General features: G+C 68.7%; 20 protein-coding genes. 7 read left to right on the top strand and 13 right to left on the bottom strand.

Annotated elements, in window-relative coordinates:
* Positions 1 to 117 precede the first annotated feature (117 nt).
* The 8 genes from acpS to folK form a co-directional block, all read right to left on the bottom strand.
* Positions 118 to 525: a holo-ACP synthase gene (gene acpS, locus NHG85_RS16525; RefSeq protein ID WP_253334426.1), complete on the bottom strand. Its 408-nt coding sequence runs from the start codon at positions 523 to 525 to the stop codon at positions 118 to 120.
* Positions 526 to 635: 110 nt separating this feature from the next.
* Positions 636 to 1,076: a PA2169 family four-helix-bundle protein gene (locus NHG85_RS16520; protein ID WP_253334424.1), complete on the bottom strand. Its 441-nt coding sequence runs from the start codon at positions 1,074 to 1,076 to the stop codon at positions 636 to 638.
* A gap of 165 nt (positions 1,077 to 1,241) precedes the next feature.
* Positions 1,242 to 1,961, bottom strand: a complete 720-nt coding sequence (locus NHG85_RS16515) for a hypothetical protein (RefSeq protein ID WP_253334422.1) — start codon at positions 1,959 to 1,961, stop codon at positions 1,242 to 1,244.
* A 232-nt stretch (positions 1,962 to 2,193) separates the two neighbouring features.
* Positions 2,194 to 2,943: a pyridoxine 5'-phosphate synthase gene (locus tag NHG85_RS16510; RefSeq protein WP_253334420.1), complete on the bottom strand. Its 750-nt coding sequence runs from the start codon at positions 2,941 to 2,943 to the stop codon at positions 2,194 to 2,196.
* A 25-nt stretch (positions 2,944 to 2,968) separates the two neighbouring features.
* Complete coding sequence (locus tag NHG85_RS16505; RefSeq protein ID WP_253334418.1) at positions 2,969 to 3,625, bottom strand: DUF2062 domain-containing protein; 657 nt, start codon at positions 3,623 to 3,625, stop codon at positions 2,969 to 2,971.
* An 11-nt stretch (positions 3,626 to 3,636) separates the two neighbouring features.
* Complete coding sequence (locus NHG85_RS16500) at positions 3,637 to 5,808, bottom strand: RelA/SpoT family protein (protein ID WP_253334415.1); 2,172 nt, start codon at positions 5,806 to 5,808, stop codon at positions 3,637 to 3,639.
* Positions 5,809 to 5,844: 36 nt separating this feature from the next.
* Entirely contained in the window at positions 5,845 to 6,198 is a 354-nt protein-coding gene (gene rpoZ, locus NHG85_RS16495; RefSeq protein ID WP_021692332.1) for a DNA-directed RNA polymerase subunit omega, read from the bottom strand.
* A gap of 115 nt (positions 6,199 to 6,313) precedes the next feature.
* Positions 6,314 to 6,913 carry a 2-amino-4-hydroxy-6-hydroxymethyldihydropteridine diphosphokinase gene (folK, locus tag NHG85_RS16490; RefSeq protein ID WP_253334414.1) on the bottom strand — a complete coding sequence of 200 codons (600 nt, stop codon included), beginning with the start codon at positions 6,911 to 6,913 and terminating at the stop codon, positions 6,314 to 6,316.
* 123 nt (positions 6,914 to 7,036) lie between these two features.
* Here folK and NHG85_RS16485 point away from each other — a divergent pair, with 123 nt between their 5' ends.
* The 3 genes from NHG85_RS16485 (at position 7,037) to NHG85_RS16475 (ending at position 9,092) form a co-directional block, all read left to right on the top strand.
* A complete protein-coding gene (locus NHG85_RS16485; protein ID WP_253334413.1) occupies positions 7,037 to 7,603 on the top strand; it encodes a LabA-like NYN domain-containing protein in 567 nt (188 codons plus the stop codon).
* Between the two features lie 98 nt (positions 7,604 to 7,701).
* On the top strand, positions 7,702 to 8,661 hold the full coding sequence (gene ispH, locus NHG85_RS16480; RefSeq protein ID WP_253334412.1) for a 4-hydroxy-3-methylbut-2-enyl diphosphate reductase: 960 nt from the start codon (positions 7,702 to 7,704) through the stop codon (positions 8,659 to 8,661).
* Complete coding sequence (locus tag NHG85_RS16475; protein ID WP_253334411.1) at positions 8,658 to 9,092, top strand: DUF3429 domain-containing protein; 435 nt, start codon at positions 8,658 to 8,660, stop codon at positions 9,090 to 9,092. Before ispH ends, NHG85_RS16475 begins: the two co-directional genes overlap by 4 nt.
* Before the next feature lie 159 nt (positions 9,093 to 9,251).
* Here the strand turns inward: NHG85_RS16475 and NHG85_RS16470 are convergent, their stop codons facing one another.
* The gene (locus NHG85_RS16470) at positions 9,252 to 10,076 is read right to left on the bottom strand and encodes a manganese catalase family protein (RefSeq protein ID WP_253334410.1); all 825 of its coding nucleotides are present in this window, start codon (positions 10,074 to 10,076) and stop codon (positions 9,252 to 9,254) included.
* A gap of 136 nt (positions 10,077 to 10,212) precedes the next feature.
* Here NHG85_RS16470 and rnhA point away from each other — a divergent pair, with 136 nt between their 5' ends.
* From rnhA to NHG85_RS16455, 3 genes are all read left to right on the top strand, one after another.
* Positions 10,213 to 10,680, top strand: a complete 468-nt coding sequence (gene rnhA, locus NHG85_RS16465; RefSeq protein ID WP_253334409.1) for a ribonuclease HI — start codon at positions 10,213 to 10,215, stop codon at positions 10,678 to 10,680.
* Positions 10,681 to 10,711: 31 nt separating this feature from the next.
* A complete protein-coding gene (recO, locus tag NHG85_RS16460; RefSeq protein ID WP_253334406.1) occupies positions 10,712 to 11,440 on the top strand; it encodes a DNA repair protein RecO in 729 nt (242 codons plus the stop codon).
* Positions 11,441 to 11,504: 64 nt separating this feature from the next.
* Positions 11,505 to 12,269, top strand: a complete 765-nt coding sequence (locus tag NHG85_RS16455; protein ID WP_253334399.1) for a sulfite exporter TauE/SafE family protein — start codon at positions 11,505 to 11,507, stop codon at positions 12,267 to 12,269.
* Here the strand turns inward: NHG85_RS16455 and truB are convergent.
* The 3 genes from truB to rbfA are packed head-to-tail and all read right to left on the bottom strand — an operon-like array spanning position 12,266 to position 14,391.
* Positions 12,266 to 13,171 carry a tRNA pseudouridine(55) synthase TruB gene (truB, locus tag NHG85_RS16450; RefSeq protein ID WP_253334397.1) on the bottom strand — a complete coding sequence of 302 codons (906 nt, stop codon included), beginning with the start codon at positions 13,169 to 13,171 and terminating at the stop codon, positions 12,266 to 12,268. The genes NHG85_RS16455 and truB overlap by 4 nt on opposite strands.
* Positions 13,172 to 13,204: 33 nt before the next feature.
* Positions 13,205 to 13,969, bottom strand: coding sequence for a phosphodiester glycosidase family protein (locus NHG85_RS16445; protein WP_253334395.1), 765 nt, complete (start codon positions 13,967 to 13,969; stop codon positions 13,205 to 13,207).
* Complete coding sequence (gene rbfA, locus NHG85_RS16440) at positions 13,966 to 14,391, bottom strand: 30S ribosome-binding factor RbfA (protein ID WP_253334393.1); 426 nt, start codon at positions 14,389 to 14,391, stop codon at positions 13,966 to 13,968. Before rbfA ends, NHG85_RS16445 begins: the two co-directional genes overlap by 4 nt.
* 85 nt (positions 14,392 to 14,476) lie before the next feature.
* On the opposite strand from rbfA, the gene dapB reads away from it, so the two are divergent.
* Positions 14,477 to 15,295, top strand: a complete 819-nt coding sequence (gene dapB / locus NHG85_RS16435) for a 4-hydroxy-tetrahydrodipicolinate reductase (protein WP_253334391.1) — start codon at positions 14,477 to 14,479, stop codon at positions 15,293 to 15,295.
* A gap of 4 nt (positions 15,296 to 15,299) precedes the next feature.
* Here dapB and NHG85_RS16430 read toward each other — a convergent pair whose 3' ends face one another.
* Complete coding sequence (locus NHG85_RS16430) at positions 15,300 to 15,497, bottom strand: DUF1674 domain-containing protein (RefSeq protein ID WP_253334389.1); 198 nt, start codon at positions 15,495 to 15,497, stop codon at positions 15,300 to 15,302.
* Positions 15,498 to 15,763 lie beyond the last annotated feature (266 nt).

Genomic DNA, 15,763 nt, shown 5'->3' with positions numbered 1-15,763 from the left:
TGCGGGGGGCGGGGGGATTAGTCAAGGAATCCACCAAGCCCGCCCTCTAGCGCGCGCGAAACCGCAAGACCAGCCCCGTGACCCTCGATGGCCTTCGAGCGCGCATCGCCGCGCGGTTCAATGCCCCGTCAGCGGCCGCGCCTCGATCACCACGAAGGCCTGCGCCCAGGGGTGATCGTCGGTGAGGGTGACATGGATGATCGCCTCGTGACCCGCCGGTGTCATGGCGTCGAGGCGCTCCCTGGCCCAGCCCGTGACCTCCATCACCGGCTGCCCGGTGCGCAGATTCGACACCGCCATGTCCTTCCAGGCGATGCCCATGCGAAGCCCGGTCCCCAGCGCCTTGGAGCAGGCCTCCTTGGCGGCCCAGCGCTTGGCATAGGTGCCCGCCACATCGCGCCGCCGTTCGGCCTTGGCCTGTTCGATGTCGGTGAAGACGCGGTTGCGGAACCGGTCGCCGTGGCGCTCCAGCACGCCGGCGATGCGGTCGATATTCGCGAGGTCGGTGCCGATGCCGAGGATCATGCGCTTTGGGTAGCGATTGGCAGGGGCCGAGGCAAGCCGGGGCGCGGCGGACGTGAAAACGCCGCCCCCGGGCAGGGGACGGCGCTTTCGGAACCGAAAAAGACGGTGGATCAGGCGGCGTGGCGGGCCTTTTCGGCGCGCGCCTCGGAAAGCGCCTTTTCCACGTCGGCCCGCTGGCTCGACAGGAAGCTCCACTCCGGCTTGCCGGCGGTCTTTTCGAGGGCGTCGTCATAGAGCTTCAGAAGCTGCTCTTCGCCATTGATGATCTCGTCGTAGACCGCCTCGTCGTTGCCGGTCAGCGAATCCTTGAGCGAGAGCCAGCCGCGATGCGCGGCGGCGGTGGTCGAGCCGCTTTCGCTCACATCGACGCCCTCGGCGCCGAGCTGGCGGTGGATCACGGTGTGGAACTGCTCGCGCTCGGCGATGCGGCGGTCGAAGAAGCCGACGAAACCGCGCTCGTCCTTCACTTCCTCGCGCGAGCGCTTGTAGCCGTCGCGGCTGTCGATGACGCGGGTGTGGAGCTTCTTGATGGTGTCGAGATGGTCGGCCATAAATGCCTCCTTGAATGGTGGATGCCCCTTTGGGGGCCGCTTGTGGATACAACGCGCAAGCCGGGTGATCGGTCCGTGATTCGAGTGCGTTTTTTCGACGATTCCCCAATGAAAAAAGGCGCCCGGTGATCCGGGCGCCTTTCGAGGCGAAGCCTTTGATACGGCTTAGTTCGTGATGGTGTCGGTCGCGTCGGTGGCGGTGTCCGTGACGCTGTCGGCGGTGTCGGTGGCGGTGTCCGTCACGCTATCGGCAGCATCGGTGGCGGTGTCGGTCACGCTGTCTGCGGCATCGGTCGTGGTGTCGGTCACGCTGTCAGCCGCGTCGGTGGCGGTATCCGTGACGCTACCGGCCGCGTCGGTGGTAGTGTCCACCGTGTCGCCGAGCGTATCGGTCGCGTTGCTCATGTCACTGTCACTCAGGCCCGAGGTGTCGATGCCGTTCTCGGCGGCCTGTTCTTGCGAGATGGTGCAGACGCTTTCGTCGGTGCCGGTGAAGTCCTGCGCGATCACGTTGGCGTCGACGTCGCAGACATTGGCGGCCACGCCGATCGGGGCCTGCACGGTGTTGCCGTCGAGCGAGAGGTTCACGAGGCCGTTCTGCTGGCCATTGTTGCCCTCGGCGCTGTTCGAGCCGTTCGATTGGATGCCGTTCTGCGCGGCGGTCTTCTGGTCGATCTCGCAGGCGGTCTCCTCGGAGCCTACGAAGTCGCTCGCCAGCACGTTCACGTCGAGGTCGCAGACATTGGCGGCGACATCGACGGGCACCTGCACGGTGTTGTCGTCGACCGAGACGTTGACGAGGCCTTCCTGGCCTTGGGCGAAAGCGCCCGAAGCGGCAACGGTGAGCGCGGTGGCGGCGACGAGGCTCTTGGACTTCATGAACATAATCGTTCCTTCCTCCAGTGTTGATGACCGGCCGGGCAGGGGGGTGAGTGGGCCCGGCCGGTCTTGGAGGGCAGAACGGCAAGCGCGGGCGCATGTTCCGGGGTCGTCTGGCGCGGGAACCGCGGCACCCCGATCCTGTGCGGAAATTCGCTGCCTTGTCGGCAAATCCTTGCGAGATCGGCGGTTTAGCCCGTGACGGCGAAAATCGTGATCGCGGGCGGAGGGAACAAGCCTAGCGCATCACCCGTCGCGCGGCCTCCATCCGGCGGCGCATCTCGGCGATGGCCGGAGAAAGCCCGCGAAAGATCGCCTCGCCGATCAGGAAATGACCGATGTTGAGCTCGCGGATCTCGGGCAGCCCGGCGATGGGGCCGACCGTGTCATAGGTCAGCCCGTGACCGGCATGGACCTCCAGCCCGAGATCGTGGGCATGAGCAGCCATCTCGGTGATCCTGGCAAGCTCCGCGTCGCGCGTGGCGACATCACCCGCGGCATGGGCGTCGCAATAGGCGCCGGTGTGCAGCTCCACCACCTGCGCACCGATGCGCGCGGCGGCGTCGATCTGCGCAGGCTCGGCGGCGATGAAGATCGACACCCGGCAGCCCGCCTCGCGCAAAGGCGCTATGAAATGCGCCAGCCGGTTCTCGTCGCGCGCCACCTCGAGCCCGCCCTCGGTGGTGCGCTCCTCGCGCTTTTCGGGAACGATGCAGACGGCATGGGGGCGGTGGCGCAGGGCGATGGCCTGCATCTCCTCGGTGGCGGCCATCTCGAAATTGAGCGGCAGCTTCAGCGCCGCCATCAGCGCCTCGATATCGGCATCCGAGATGTGGCGGCGATCCTCGCGCAGATGCGCGGTGATGCCGTCGGCGCCCGCCTCCTCGGCCAGCTTGGCGGCCCGCACGGGCGAGGGGGTGTCGCCGCCGCGCGCGTTGCGCACCGTGGCCACGTGGTCGATGTTCACGCCGAGTCTGAGGTCCGTCATGGGCAGGTCTCCTTCGGGCCGCAGCCTATCCCGGACCCGGCCCCTCGTCAGCCGCGGATTCGGGGTTTTTTCCCAGGGCCTGCAGCTTGGTGCGCAGCTTGCGGCGGCGGCGGTTCTGATAGGCCGCGATCACGGGCACGAAGAGCCAGTAGCAGGCGAAGGCCGAGATCAGCCCGGGCAGGATGCCGCCCACGAGATAGGGCAGGAAGACCTGGTGGTAGAACAGCCCCAGCCCGTGCCAATCGGCGCGGTCCGGGCCGAACAGCGCACCGAAATTGTGCCACAGATCCTCGCCCGCGGCGGCGAACTTGCCCATGAGCGAGGTCTCGATCCCGCGTCCCGGCGGGTGCCCCATGATGAAATGGCCGGTCTGCAGCGCCACCACGCCGATCGGCACATAGGTCAGCGGATTGCCGAAGAAGGTGCCCAAGAGCGCGGCGAGCATGTTGCCCCGGCCGATCTTGGCAAAGACCAGGGCGATCACGAAATGCAGCCCGTAGAACGGCGTCCAGCTGGCCAGCACGCCGGCAAAGATGCCGCGGCCGATCTTCTCGGGCGTGTCGGGCAGGCGCTGCAGCCGGTGCTTGACGTAGCCGAAGGCGCGGCGCCAGCCGCCGCGCGGATAGAGGACCTCGGCCACCGCGCGGCCCACCGATCGCCTGTCGCGCCGCTTGAAGACCACCGCGCCCCCGATCAGCCCTCGGCCGGAGCCGAGGACGCCTGATGCTGGGGCTGGGATTGCGGCAGGGCGCGGGACGGGTCGCGGTGCCGTTCGATCGAGGAGACGTGGCTCTCGGCCTCGAGCGCGGTCATCACCCGGTGCAGATGCTCCGCGTCGCGCAGGTCGATGTCGACGAGGATGCGGTAGAAATCGGGCTTGCGGTCGAGAAAGGTCATGTCGGAGATATTGGCCGACTGCTCGCCGATCAGCGTGCAGATCCGCCCCAGCACGCCCGCGTCGTTGGTGAGCGTCAGGTCGAGGCTGACGGTGTTGACGGCGGCGTGGGTGCCCTCCTGCCAGCGCAGATCGACCCAGCGTTCGGGCTGCTCCTCGTAATGGGCCAGCGCAGGGCAGTCGATGGCATGGATCACCACGCCCTGGCCGCGAAAGGTGATGCCGACGATCCGCTCGCCCGGCACCGGCTGGCAGCAGGGCGCACGGCGAAAGCTCTGGCCCGCGGCGAGGCCGGCGACGGCGCGCTCCTGCGCGATCTCCTGCGCATCGCCATGCGCAACCAGCTCGGGGTAGAGCGCCTCCACCACCTCGCGCGTGGTCAGGTCGGCCGAGCCGAGCCGCGCCAGAAGCTCGGTGGCGCTGTCGAGCCCCAGCGTCTTGGCGGCGGTGCGCAGCGCCTTGTCGGTGGAGCGGCGGCCGACGTTCTCGAAGGCCACGCGGATGAGCTCGGAGCCCAGCTTGACGAAGCGCTCGCGGTCCTCCTCGCGCAGGCTCCGGCGGATCGCGGCCTTGGCGCGGCCCGTCACGGCGATCTCGATCCAGCTCGCCTGCGGGCGCTGCCCGTCGGCGGTGATGATCTCGACCGACTGGCCGTTCTTGAGCCGGGTCCAGAGCGGCACGCGCAGCCCGTCGACCTTGGCGCCGACGCAGGCGCTACCGATGCGGGTATGGATCGCGAAGGCGAAATCGATCGGGGTGGCGCCGCGCGGCAGCTTGATGACCTCGCCCTTGGGGGTGAAGCAGAACACCTGGTCCTGATACATCTCGAGCTTGACGGCCTCGAGGAAATCCTCGTCGTCATGCCCGGTCTCCAGTCGCTCGGTCAGCTGCGCGATCCAGCGCGCGGGATCGACGGCAAAGCGGTTCTCGACCCGAAGACCGTCGCGGTAGGACCAATGAGCCGCCACCCCGGTCTCGGCCACCTCGTGCATCTCGCGGGTGCGGATCTGCACCTCGACCCGCTTGCCGTCGCGGCCCGAGACGGTGGTGTGGATCGAACGGTAGCCGTTGGATTTCGGCTGGCTGATGTAATCCTTGAACCGGCCCGGCACGGCGCGCCAGCGCTGGTGGATCACGCCGAGGACGCGGTAGGCATCGGCCTCGCTGTCGGTGATGACGCGAAAGCCGTAGATGTCGGAGAGCCGCGAGAAGCCCTGGTCCTTCTCCTGCATCTTGCGCCAGATCGAGTAGGGCTTCTTGGCGCGGCCGAAGAGATCGGCACGGATGCCCGCGCGGTCGAGCTCGACCCGCATGTCGGTGGTGATCCGCTCGACGACGTCGCCCGCTTCCTTTTGGAGCATGATGAAGCGGCGGATGATCGAGTTGCGGGCCTCGGGGTTGAGCACCTGGAACGACAGGTCCTCGAGCTCCTCGCGCATCCACTGCATGCCCATCCGGCCCGCCAGCGGCGCGTAGATCTCCATCGTCTCGCGCGCCTTCTGGGCCTGCTTTTCGGGCCGCATGGAGCGGATCGTGCGCATGTTGTGGAGTCGGTCGGCCAGCTTCACCAGCGTCACCCGCAGGTCGCGCGAGGTTGCCATGAAGAGCTTGCGGAAATTCTCGGCCTGCTTGGTGCGGGTCGAGGAGAGCTGCAGGTTGGTCAGCTTGGTGACGCCATCGACCAGCTCGGCGATCTCTCGGCCGAAGCGTTCGGAGACCATGGAGAAGGAGGCGCGGGTGTCCTCGATCGTGTCGTGCAGGAGCGCGGTGACGATCGTGGCGTCGTCCATCTGCTGCTTGGCGAGAATCACCGCCACGGCGACGGGATGCATGAAGTAGGGCTCGCCCGACTTGCGGAACTGCCCGGAATGCATCTCTTCGCCGAAGGCGTAGGCGTCGCGGATCAGCGCGTCGCGGGTGACCGGGTTGTAGCTGCGGACCAGAGCGATCAGCTCGTCTGCGGTTGTCATCTGGGCGTCCTACCCCCCGGCCTTGGCGGGCTGCGTTCAGCCCTCTTTTTGTACCTGCATGAGCTCGCGCAGCAGGCGCTCTTCGCTCATGTCGTCCTGGGCCGGCTTGTCGGCCTCCTGGCTCATGAGGAGCGACATCGAATCGGCCTCGGGCTCGTCGACCTCGATCTGGGTCTGATGCGCCTCGATCATCCGCTCGCGCAGATCGTCGGCCTGCTGGGTCTCGTCGGCGATCTCGCGCAGGGCGACGACGGGGTTCTTGTCGTTGTCGCGGGCGACCGTGAGCGGCGCGCCGGAGGTGATCTCGCGGGCGCGATGCGCGGCGAGCATCACCAGCTCGAACCGGTTCGGAACCTTGTCAACGCAATCTTCGACTGTCACGCGGGCCATCGGACGACTCCCATCTGAGGTTGGGCAAAGGACCATGGCGCGCAAAATCGCGCGGCGCGGCCTCGAAAGCGCACGCATACAGCCCCCGGCGGCGAAAGACAAGCGGCCCGGGGCCTCAGTCGATCGGCTCCAGCCCCTCCTGCGCCGCCGCGGGCAGCCCATCGCGCATCCGCGTCACCGTAAGCTCGGTGACGGGATGGCGCCAATCGGGCGCGACCTCGGCCAAGGGCAGCAGCACGAAGCCGCGGTCCTGCAGCCGCGGATGCGGCAGAATCAATGCCTTCGGCGTCTCCTGCATCTGCCGCTCCAGCGGCAGATCGCGCCAGCGCGCCCATTCGGCGCGATCGGGCAGCACCTCCTCGCCATGCGCCAGCAGGTCGAGATCCAGGCTGCGCGGCCCCCAGCGCCGCTGCCTTTCGCGGCCAAAGCGCGCCTCGATGGCGTGCAGGGCCTCGAGCAGCGCGGGCGCCGAAAGCGGCGTGTCCAGCGCCATGGCGGCATTGACGAAATCGGGGCCGCTGCCTGCGGGAAAGGCGGGGCTGCGCCATAGTCGGCTGCAGCGCGCATCCCGGCCCAGCGCCGCGATCTCGCCCATCGCGGCGCGCAGGCTCGACGCCGGGCCGCCCTGCGGAGCGGGGGCATTGGCGCCCAGCGCGATCAGGGCCCGGCGGGCCGGGGCAGAGGTGTCTCGCGCGGTCTGGGGGGGCATGCTCATGCGATCCGGTCCTTGATTCTCGAAAGCGAAGCCGGGCAGGAAGAGAGGGCACCCCCTGCCATTTCGCAGATCGGGCGCAGCCATGGCCTGCCATGGCGATATTCAGCAAGGGATTTTCGCACAATGTTTTATCACGACGAGCGACTCGCACTTTTCATCGATGGCGCCAACCTGCACGCAACGGGCAAGGCGCTCGGCTTCGACATCGATTACCGCCTGCTGCGGCAGGAGTTCATGCGGCGGGGCCGTCTGGTGCGGGCCTATTACTATACCGCGCTTCTGGAGGGTGACGAATACTCGCCGATCCGGCCCCTGGTGGACTGGCTGCAATACAACGGCTTCACCATGCGCACCAAGCCCGCGCGCGAGTTCACCGACGCGCAGGGCCGGCGCAAGATCAAGGGCAACATGGATGTCGAGCTGGCGGTCGACGCGCTCGATCTGGCGGAACGGATCGACCATGCGGTGTTGTTTTCGGGCGACGGCGATTTCCGCCCGCTGGCCGAGGCGCTGCAGCGGCGCGGGGTGCGCGTTTCGGTGGTCTCCTCGGTCCGCTCGACTCCTTCGATGATTTCCGACGAGCTGCGCCGCCAGGCCGACAACTTCATCGATCTCGAAGAGCTGCGCGATGTCGTGGGCCGGGCCGGGCGCCAGCATCCGCCGCGCGATCGCGCCGAGCAGGGCGACTGACCGCCGCCCGGCGGGGCGGACGCTGGACCTCCGCGCGGGGAATGCTTAGCTGTGCGGGAACGCATGCGACCGGCCAAGCGCGCCCCGGAGGCTCTTTGATGACCGACACGACACTGCCGCCCCTGACCTTGCACCTCGCCGCGCCGCGCGGCTTTTGCGCGGGCGTGGACCGCGCCATCAAGATCGTCGAGATGGCGCTCGAGAAATGGGGCGCGCCGGTCTACGTGCGCCACGAGATCGTGCACAACCGCTACGTCGTCGACGACCTGCGCGCCAAGGGCGCGGTCTTCGTCGAGGAGCTCGACGAGGCGCCCGACGACCGGCCCGTGATCTTCTCGGCGCATGGCGTCGCCAAATCCGTGCCCGCCGAAGCGACGCGGCGCGCGATGATACAGGTGGACGCGACCTGCCCGCTGGTCACCAAGGTCCACAACGAGGCGGCGCGCCATTCGGCCGAGGGGCTGCAGATGGTCATGATCGGCCATGCCGGTCACCCCGAGACGGTGGGCACGATGGGCCAGCTGCCTGAGGGCGAGGTGCTCCTGGTCGAGACCGAAGCCGATGTCGCCACGGTCGAGGTGCGCGATCCCGAGCGCCTTGCCTTCGTCACCCAGACCACGCTGTCGGTCGACGACACCGCGGGCATCGTCGCGGCGCTCAAGGCGCGTTTCCCGGCGATCAAGGGACCGGGCAAGGAAGACATCTGTTACGCCACCACCAACCGGCAGGAGGCGGTGAAGGCGATGGCGCCCGATTGCGACGCGCTCCTCGTGGTAGGCGCGCCCAACTCCTCGAACTCCAGGCGTCTCGTCGAGGTCGGCGCCAAGGCGGGCTGCGGCTATGCGCAGCTGGTGCAGCGCGCCGCCGACATCGACTGGCGCGCGCTGGGCGGCATCCGTTCGCTGGGGGTAACGGCGGGGGCGAGCGCGCCGGAGGTGCTGGTCAACGAGGTGATCGACGCCTTTCGCGCCCGCTATGACGTGACCGTGAATCTGGTCGAGACGGCGCAGGAGAACGTCGAGTTCAAGGTGCCGCGCATCCTGCGCGAGCCCGCATGATCCCGCGCGCGCCGCTGCTTCTGGGCCTCGCCGGGGTACTGCCCTTCGTCTGGGGCGCGCTGACGACGTGGTTTCCGGGGCTCGCGCCCGACTGGCTGCCGCAGCGACTCGTTGGACCTTACGTGCAGGTTTTCTACGGCAGCGTGATCCTGAGCTTCATGTCGGGCGTGTTGTGGGGCTTTGCCACCAAGGCCGAGGGCCGCGTTGCCGCCATCGGCTATGCCGTCTCGGTGATCCCCGCGCTCTGGGTGGCCTTCCTCGTCGGCGGCGGCTGGGAGCGCTCCAGCCTCGTGCTGATCGCGGGCTTCACCGGGCTGCTGGCGCTCGATGCGGGCTTCCAGGGCCGCGGCCTCGCGCCGGAGTGGTGGCTGCGCCTGCGACTGCTGCTCACCAGCCTTGTCGTGATCAGCCTGGCGCTGCCGCTGCTCTGAGGGCGCGCCCCTTGGGTTCATCTTTCTTCAAATACGCAAATCCCCGGGCTGGCGGCAGGCGCGACCCCCGGGCGTTTCGCGCGCGGCTGACGCCGGATTTGCGGATTTGAGGAAAGATGAAAGGGAAGGGGCGGACCCTGAAGCCCGCCCCCCGTGGTCTTACTGCTGCTCGGTCTGGGTGCCGGATTTTGGCTTGGCCTTGCCGAGGTCGGGCTTCTGGCCCAGCGGCTCGGGCTTGTCCTTGATCGAAAACGTCCCGCGCCCGTCGAGCGAGGGGCCCGAGGTCCAGCGGCCTTCGGGGGTCGGCTCGTCGAGCGAGGTGTTGAGGAAGTAGTAGCTGTGCTCGGTCGCCTCGTGCTCCTGCGGGGTCGAGTTCGGGATCGGCAACGCCGCCTCCCAGCCGCCCAGCTCCTCGATCACCGCAAGCCACTGCTGCTGGTGCATCGTGTCACGCGCGATGAGGAACGACAGCATGTCCTTCATGCCCGCGTCGTCGGTCATGTTGTACAGCCGCGAGGCCAGCACCCGGCCGCCTGATTCGGCGGTGGCGTTGGCCATCATGTCGGCGGTAAGGTTGCCGGTTGCATAGACGTGGCTCATGTCGAAGGGCACGCCGTTGGCGTTCACCGGCATCGCCGAGAGGCCCGATGACAGGATGTGGCGCGGGTTCATACCGCCCAGGATCGCGTGCACGACCGGATCTTTCGCCGCCTCGTCCTGCACCTCGACCGGCGCGCCTTCGAGGTTGAGCGCGACGGCATGGCCCAGAAACTCGATGTGGCTCAGCTCCTCGGTCGCTGTCATCATCAGCATGTCGCGGTACTTGCTGTCGCCGCGCGCGCCCATCGCCTGGAAGAAATACTGCATGGCGACGCGGATCTCGCCCTCGATGCCGCCGATCGCCTGCTGGAGATGCTTGGCGAAGGCGGGCGAGGGCTTGTCGACGCGGACGTTGTACTGAAGCTTGGAGGAATGGTGAAACATGGGGGAGCCTCCCGGATCGGTTGAGATGTACCTGTGAACCCCGAACCCCCGCGGGTGAGTTCCCCATGGTGCGTTGCCGCACGGCGAAGCTTCGCCTAAAGGGGACGCCCGATCCCCCTGACCAAGGATGCCGCGCATGGCCAAGATCTTTGCCTTCACCGATGGCGCCTGTTCGGGCAACCCCGGTCCCGGCGGCTGGGGCGCGCTGCTGCAGGCCAAGGAGGGCGAGGAGGTCACCAAGGAGCGCGCGCTCAAGGGCGGCGAGCAGATGACCACCAACAACCGCATGGAGCTGATGGCTGCGATTTCCGCGCTCGAGGCGCTGGCCAAGCCGACGAAGCTTACCGTCGTGACCGACAGCGCCTATGTGAAGGGGGGCATCACCGAATGGATGGCGGGATGGAAGCGCAAGGGCTGGAAGACCTCGACCGGCAAGCCGGTCAAGAACGAGGACCTGTGGCGCAGGCTCGACGAGGCCGCGGCACGGCACACGGTCACCTGGCAATGGGTCAAGGGCCATGCCGGCCATCCCGAGAACGAGCGCGCCGACGAGCTGGCCCGCGCCGGCATGGCGCCCTTCAAGCCGGGCCGCGCGAAGGCCTGAACCTCGGCCCGTCCCCCGCACCGGGGCGCGCATGATCGAGTGGCGCGAGGAGGGCGCGCTTTTGCGGGTGCGCCGCCACGGCGAGGGCTCGGCCATCCTCGAGGTCTTCACCCGCGGGCACGGGCTGCATGCGGGCGTGGTCCGGGGCGGCGGCTCGCGCCGCATCGCGCCGCTCCTGCAGCCCGGCGCGCAGCTCGACCTGACATGGAAGGCACGGCTGGGCGAGCATCTGGGCAATTTCACCTTCGAGCCGATCCGCTCGCGCGCGCCGCAGGTGATGCATGATCGGCTGGCGCTCGCGGGGCTCAACGCCGTCGCGGCGCTGCTCGTGACTGTGCTGCCCGAGCGCGACCCGCACGCGCCGCTCTATGACCGGACCATGGCGCTGCTCGATCTGTTGGGCGAAAGCGAGGTCTGGCCGCTGGCCTACCTGCACTGGGAACTGGCGCTTCTGGAGGAGATGGGCTTCGCGCTCGATCTCGACCGCTGCGCCGTCACCGGCGCGACCGAGGGGCTGGAGCTGGTCAGCCCGAAATCGGGCCGCGCCGTGAGCCGGGCCGGGGCGGGCGAATGGGCCTCGAAGCTGCTGCCGCTGCCGCCGGTGCTGCGCGGAGAGGGGGATGCGGAGGCGAGCGATATCGTGGCTGCGCTGCGCACCACCGGCTGGTTCATCGAGCATCGCCTGGTGCCGGGCTCTGGCGACCGGCCCCTGCCGCCCGCGCGCGGGCGGCTGATCGAGGCGATCGAGAAGGCCGGTTGAGGCCCCTTGCGGGGCCGTCGTTTTCTCGCCACCACTGCGGCGACCGAAAATCCGTGAGAGCCGCATGTATCCATTTACCGAGCTGATGTCGCCGCAGCTTCTTTTGCTCTCCGTTCTCGTAGGCTTCGGCGCGGGCATCGTGAAGGGCATGGTCGGCTTCGCCATGCCGATGATCATGATCTCGTCGCTGTCGCTGTTCCTGCCGCCTGAACTCGCACTTGCCGCACTGATCGCGCCGACGCTGGTGACCAACGGCATGCAGGCCCTGCGGCAGGGCGGGCACGCCGCGCTCTCCACCGTGAAGCGGTTCCGGATCTACCTGATCGCGGGCGGGCTGATGCTGGCGCTCTCGGCGCAGCTGGTGCGGATGCTGAGCGCGGAGGCGCTGTTTTTGCTGATCGGCGGCCCGGTCTCGGCCTTTGCCATCCTCCAGCTGTCGGGCTGGACGCCCAAGGTGCCGGAGAAGACCAGTGCCCTCGAAGCCGCGATCGGCGGGTTCTCGGGCTTCGTCGGTGGCGTCTCGGGCGTCTGGGGGCCGCCGACGGTGGCCTATCTCACCGCGATCGACACGCCCAAGGGCGATTCGATCCGGGTGCAGGGGGTGATCTACGGGCTTGGAGCGGTGGCGCTGTCGGGCGCGCATCTGCAATCGGGGGTGCTCAATGGCGCGACGCTGCCGTTTTCGCTCTTCATGATCCTGCCCGCCGTGGCCGGGATGTGGCTCGGCGGGCTGGCGCATGACCGGATCGACCAGAAGGCATTCAAGCATGTTACGCTGATCGTGCTTCTGGTCGCCGGGCTGAACCTCGTGCGGCGCGCGGTGTTCTAAAGGACGAAGACGCGGCTGGGATGCAGCTCGGGCCCCATCACCCGGCCCACCGCCACGGCGCGGCCCTCATGCGCGGCCCAGGCCTCTTCGCCGTAATCGAGGCCCGAGACGATCACCGGCGCGGGGTTGCCGTTCCTCAGCCGCCCCGCGGCCTCGGCCGAGCAAGTGACGCGCGGCAGGTCCGCGAGGCCGTCCTCCAGAGGCCGCAGGAAACGGTCGAGCGCCTCGGATTTCGCCTCGGCCTCGATCTGATCGAGCGTCACGCCTTCTTCGGCGGTAAACGGCCCCGACCAGACCCGGCGCAGCTCGCGCACATGGCCCAGGCAGCCCAACTTCTCGCCCAGATCGCGCGCGATGGAGCGCACGTAGCCGCCCTTACCGCAGACCATTTCGAGCGTCGCGTGATCGGCGTCCGGGCGGTCCATGAGGATCAGGCTCTCGACCCAGAGCGGGCGCGCGGCAAGCTCGACCTCCTCGCCCGCGCGCGCCTTGGCATAGGCGCGCTGGCCGTCGATCTTGACCGCCGAAAAGGCAGGCGGCACCTGCTCGATGTCGCCGACGAAGCCGTGCAGCGCCTCCTTGATCTCGGCATCCGAGGGGCGGGCGTCGGAGCGGGCCACCACCTCGCCCTCGGCGTCGTCGGTGTTGGTCGCAGCGCCGAAGGTCACGGTGAACTCATAGGCTTTGAGCGCATCGGTGATGAAGGGCACGGTCTTCGTGGCCTCGCCCAGCGCCACGGCGAGCACGCCGGTTGCATCCGGATCGAGCGTGCCGGCATGGCCCGCCTTCTTGGCGTCGAAGGCCCATTTGACCTTGTTGACCACCGCGGTGGAGGTCATGCCCGCGGGCTTGTCGACCACCAGCCAGCCCGAGATGTCGCGGCCCTTGCGCTTGCGTGCCATGTCGGCCCCCTTCGTTGCTGCGAGGCGCGCGGCCTAGCCGCCGGGGCGGGCCGCGTCAACGGGGGCCAGCACGCCGACGATCGGCCCCATCGCAAAGCCGAAATCCGACCGGTTCAGCGCGGGCGCGTGCAAGCGGCTGACATTGCCGTCGAAATAGAGCGCCTGAGGCAGCTCCAGCCGATCGCGGAAGAACGAGCCGAACTCGTGGAAGGTCACGGGCTGGTTGGCGATGGCAAAGACCGCGCGATCGCCGTCAGCGCTGGTGCCCACGCCGTTGCGGATGTTGCGCGAGGTGCTGTCGGGCAAAAAGCGCGGGTGCAGTTCGCCGTCGATCACCAGCATCGGCCCCGATTGCGTGGCATAGCGGCAGTCGGGCGCCTCGGCCTCGTAGCGCAGCGTCTCGATCACTCGCGCGGTGTCCTCGCCGATGCAGAACACGCCATTGGGCAGCATGCCGAAATTGCCGGGACCGGCGTTGGTGACGAGGCGCATGACCTCCTCGCCCTCTTCGAGATACTGGCCCACGGGGCGGCGGTCGGGGTGATACATGCCCGCGTTCATCGCGAAGGTCAGCGCCCGCCCCTCGGCGGCGCTGTCGATCGCCTGAAAGCTGCCGTAGAGCCCGCCATTCTCGTCGGTGAGGAACAGCCGCAGATCATCGGCGGCGGGATCGACCTCGCAGACCGTGTAGGACAGCCCCTCGTGATCGACATCCTCGCAAGGCTGCGCCTGTCCGGCGAGCGGCATGGCGCAGGCAGCGGCAAGGCCCAGCGCGGCCAGCCCGAGACGCGGGGTCATTCCCCGTCCTCCTCCGGCGCGGCTTCGGAGGCCTCGACGTCGCGGCGGACCTTCTCGTCCGACAGAAGGCGGCGGGTCTCGTCCATCCGGTCGAAGGTGCGGTCGATCTCGAACTTGAGGTCGGGCGCGTGCTTGAGCTTCATGGTCCGCGCCAGCTGGTGGCGGATCTCGGGCTTGGCGCGCCTGAGCGCATCGAGCATCACCGTCTCGTCGCCGCCGCCCAGCGGCAGTACGAAGCAGGTGGCGCGCTTGAGATCGGGCGTGGCGCGCACCTCGCCCACGGTGATCGACATGGCCGACAGCTCGGGCTCGTGCAGGTCGCCACGGCTCAGAAGCTCGGACAGGCTGCGGCGGATCAGTTCGCCCACGCGCAGCTGGCGCTGCGAGGGGCCACGGGGCTCGGAGGAACGGGATTTGCTCATGCGGCACCATCTAGTCTTCGCGAGCGGGCTTGCCAAGCGGGCGCGCCCCGCGCGAGACAGGGGCGAGCTTTGAGAGGACGGGCGCATGACCGAGACGACACCGGGAATCGTGATCATGGGGGCGGCGGGCCGGATGGGCCGGATGCTGGTGCAGGCGGTCTGCGACAGCGATCAAGCCCGGCTTGCCGGGGCCGTGGTGCGCGAGGGGCATGACTGGGTCGGGCAGGATGTGGGCCATGCCATGGGCGGCCCGGCGATGGGGGTGATCGCCACATCCGATCCGCTCGAGGCGATGGCCCGCGCGCAGGGCGTGATCGATTTCACCACGCCCGAGACCACGCTGGAAATCGCGCATCTGGCGGCGCAGGCCCGCGCGGTGCACGTGATCGGCACCACCGGCTTCACCGAGACCCAGATTGAGCAGCTGGTGCCTGCGGCGCGGCACTGCACGCAGATCCGCGCGGGCAACATGAGCCTCGGGGTGAACCTTCTGACCGGGCTGACCGGCATGGTCGCCGCCGCGCTGAACGAGGGCTGGGACATCGAGGTGGTCGAGGCGCATCACAACCAGAAGGCCGACGCACCCTCGGGCACGGCCCTGATGCTGGGCGAGGCCGCGGCCAAGGGGCGCGGCGTCACGCTTTCGCAGGTCGCCGACCGGGGTCGCGACGGCATCACCGGCGCGCGCACCGAAGGACACATCGGCTTTTCGGCGATTCGCGGCGGCGACATCGTCGGCGAGCATGACGTGATCTTCGCCGGCCAGGGCGAGCGGATCGTGCTGCGCCACATGGCGACCGACCGGATGATCTTTGCCCGCGGCGCGCTGCGCGCCGTGCTGTGGGGGCAGAGGCGGCCGCCGGGTCAGCACGACATGATCGACGTGCTGGGGCTGGGCGGCTGAGGCTTCAGAAATCGATGGCGAGGCCCTGTTTTTCCCAATCGCCGTAGCGCACCGGCTCGGGGCCGTCGCGGCCGCCAAGCTCGGTCGGTAACTGCGCGGCCTTGTCGAGCGCGTCGCGGCGGGCGCGGGCCTCCTCGAGCGCGCGGCGGGCGGCAGGCGGCAAGTCGGTGGGCAGGTCTGTGGCGGGGGTCTGGTCGGCCATGGCGGCTCTCCTGATGCGCGGCTTGGGGGCGGCGCTTGTGCGGCGGATGCTTGGGATATACGTGCTGAGCCGTCTCCAACAACCCCCGGACCCGCCATGACACAGCCCCGCACGGCCCCAGACGACGGCATCGCCGCGCGCCGCGCCGCGCTGCATCTCATCGAACAGGCGACGGGCGGCCAGCGCCTCTTGTCGGAAACCATCGGCGCGGGCGCGCTGGAGCGGCTGTCGCCCCCCGACCGGGCCCGCGCCCAGCGCCTCGCCAC

Source organism: Limimaricola litoreus, from assembly GCF_024159025.1.
Classification (GTDB): domain Bacteria; phylum Pseudomonadota; class Alphaproteobacteria; order Rhodobacterales; family Rhodobacteraceae; genus Limimaricola; species Limimaricola litoreus.
This window is presented reverse-complemented; position numbering and strand designations above follow the sequence as displayed.

Bases quoted from the DNA above. Each gene is read 5' to 3' on its own strand.
- rbfA (WP_253334393.1), bottom strand. From the start codon at position 14,391: ATGAGCAAATCCCGTTCCTCCGAGCCCCGTGGCCCCTCGCAGCGCCAG.
- rnhA (WP_253334409.1), top strand. From the start codon at position 10,213: ATGGCCAAGATCTTTGCCTTCACCGATGGCGCCTGTTCGGGCAACCCC.
- NHG85_RS16515 (WP_253334422.1), bottom strand. From the start codon at position 1,961: ATGTTCATGAAGTCCAAGAGCCTCGTCGCCGCCACCGCGCTCACCGTT.
- ispH (WP_253334412.1), top strand. From the start codon at position 7,702: ATGACCGACACGACACTGCCGCCCCTGACCTTGCACCTCGCCGCGCCG.
- NHG85_RS16520 (WP_253334424.1), bottom strand. From the start codon at position 1,076: ATGGCCGACCATCTCGACACCATCAAGAAGCTCCACACCCGCGTCATC.
- NHG85_RS16475 (WP_253334411.1), top strand. From the start codon at position 8,658: ATGATCCCGCGCGCGCCGCTGCTTCTGGGCCTCGCCGGGGTACTGCCC.
- NHG85_RS16510 (WP_253334420.1), bottom strand. From the start codon at position 2,943: ATGACGGACCTCAGACTCGGCGTGAACATCGACCACGTGGCCACGGTG.
- NHG85_RS16485 (WP_253334413.1), top strand. From the start codon at position 7,037: ATGTTTTATCACGACGAGCGACTCGCACTTTTCATCGATGGCGCCAAC.
- dapB (WP_253334391.1), top strand. From the start codon at position 14,477: ATGACCGAGACGACACCGGGAATCGTGATCATGGGGGCGGCGGGCCGG.
- NHG85_RS16500 (WP_253334415.1), bottom strand. From the start codon at position 5,808: ATGACAACCGCAGACGAGCTGATCGCTCTGGTCCGCAGCTACAACCCG.
- truB (WP_253334397.1), bottom strand. From the start codon at position 13,171: ATGGCACGCAAGCGCAAGGGCCGCGACATCTCGGGCTGGCTGGTGGTC.
- NHG85_RS16455 (WP_253334399.1), top strand. From the start codon at position 11,505: ATGTATCCATTTACCGAGCTGATGTCGCCGCAGCTTCTTTTGCTCTCC.
- NHG85_RS16470 (WP_253334410.1), bottom strand. From the start codon at position 10,076: ATGTTTCACCATTCCTCCAAGCTTCAGTACAACGTCCGCGTCGACAAG.
- acpS (WP_253334426.1), bottom strand. From the start codon at position 525: ATGATCCTCGGCATCGGCACCGACCTCGCGAATATCGACCGCATCGCC.
- NHG85_RS16445 (WP_253334395.1), bottom strand. From the start codon at position 13,969: ATGACCCCGCGTCTCGGGCTGGCCGCGCTGGGCCTTGCCGCTGCCTGC.
- folK (WP_253334414.1), bottom strand. From the start codon at position 6,913: ATGAGCATGCCCCCCCAGACCGCGCGAGACACCTCTGCCCCGGCCCGC.
- recO (WP_253334406.1), top strand. From the start codon at position 10,712: ATGATCGAGTGGCGCGAGGAGGGCGCGCTTTTGCGGGTGCGCCGCCAC.
- NHG85_RS16430 (WP_253334389.1), bottom strand. From the start codon at position 15,497: ATGGCCGACCAGACCCCCGCCACAGACCTGCCCACCGACTTGCCGCCT.
- rpoZ (WP_021692332.1), bottom strand. From the start codon at position 6,198: ATGGCCCGCGTGACAGTCGAAGATTGCGTTGACAAGGTTCCGAACCGG.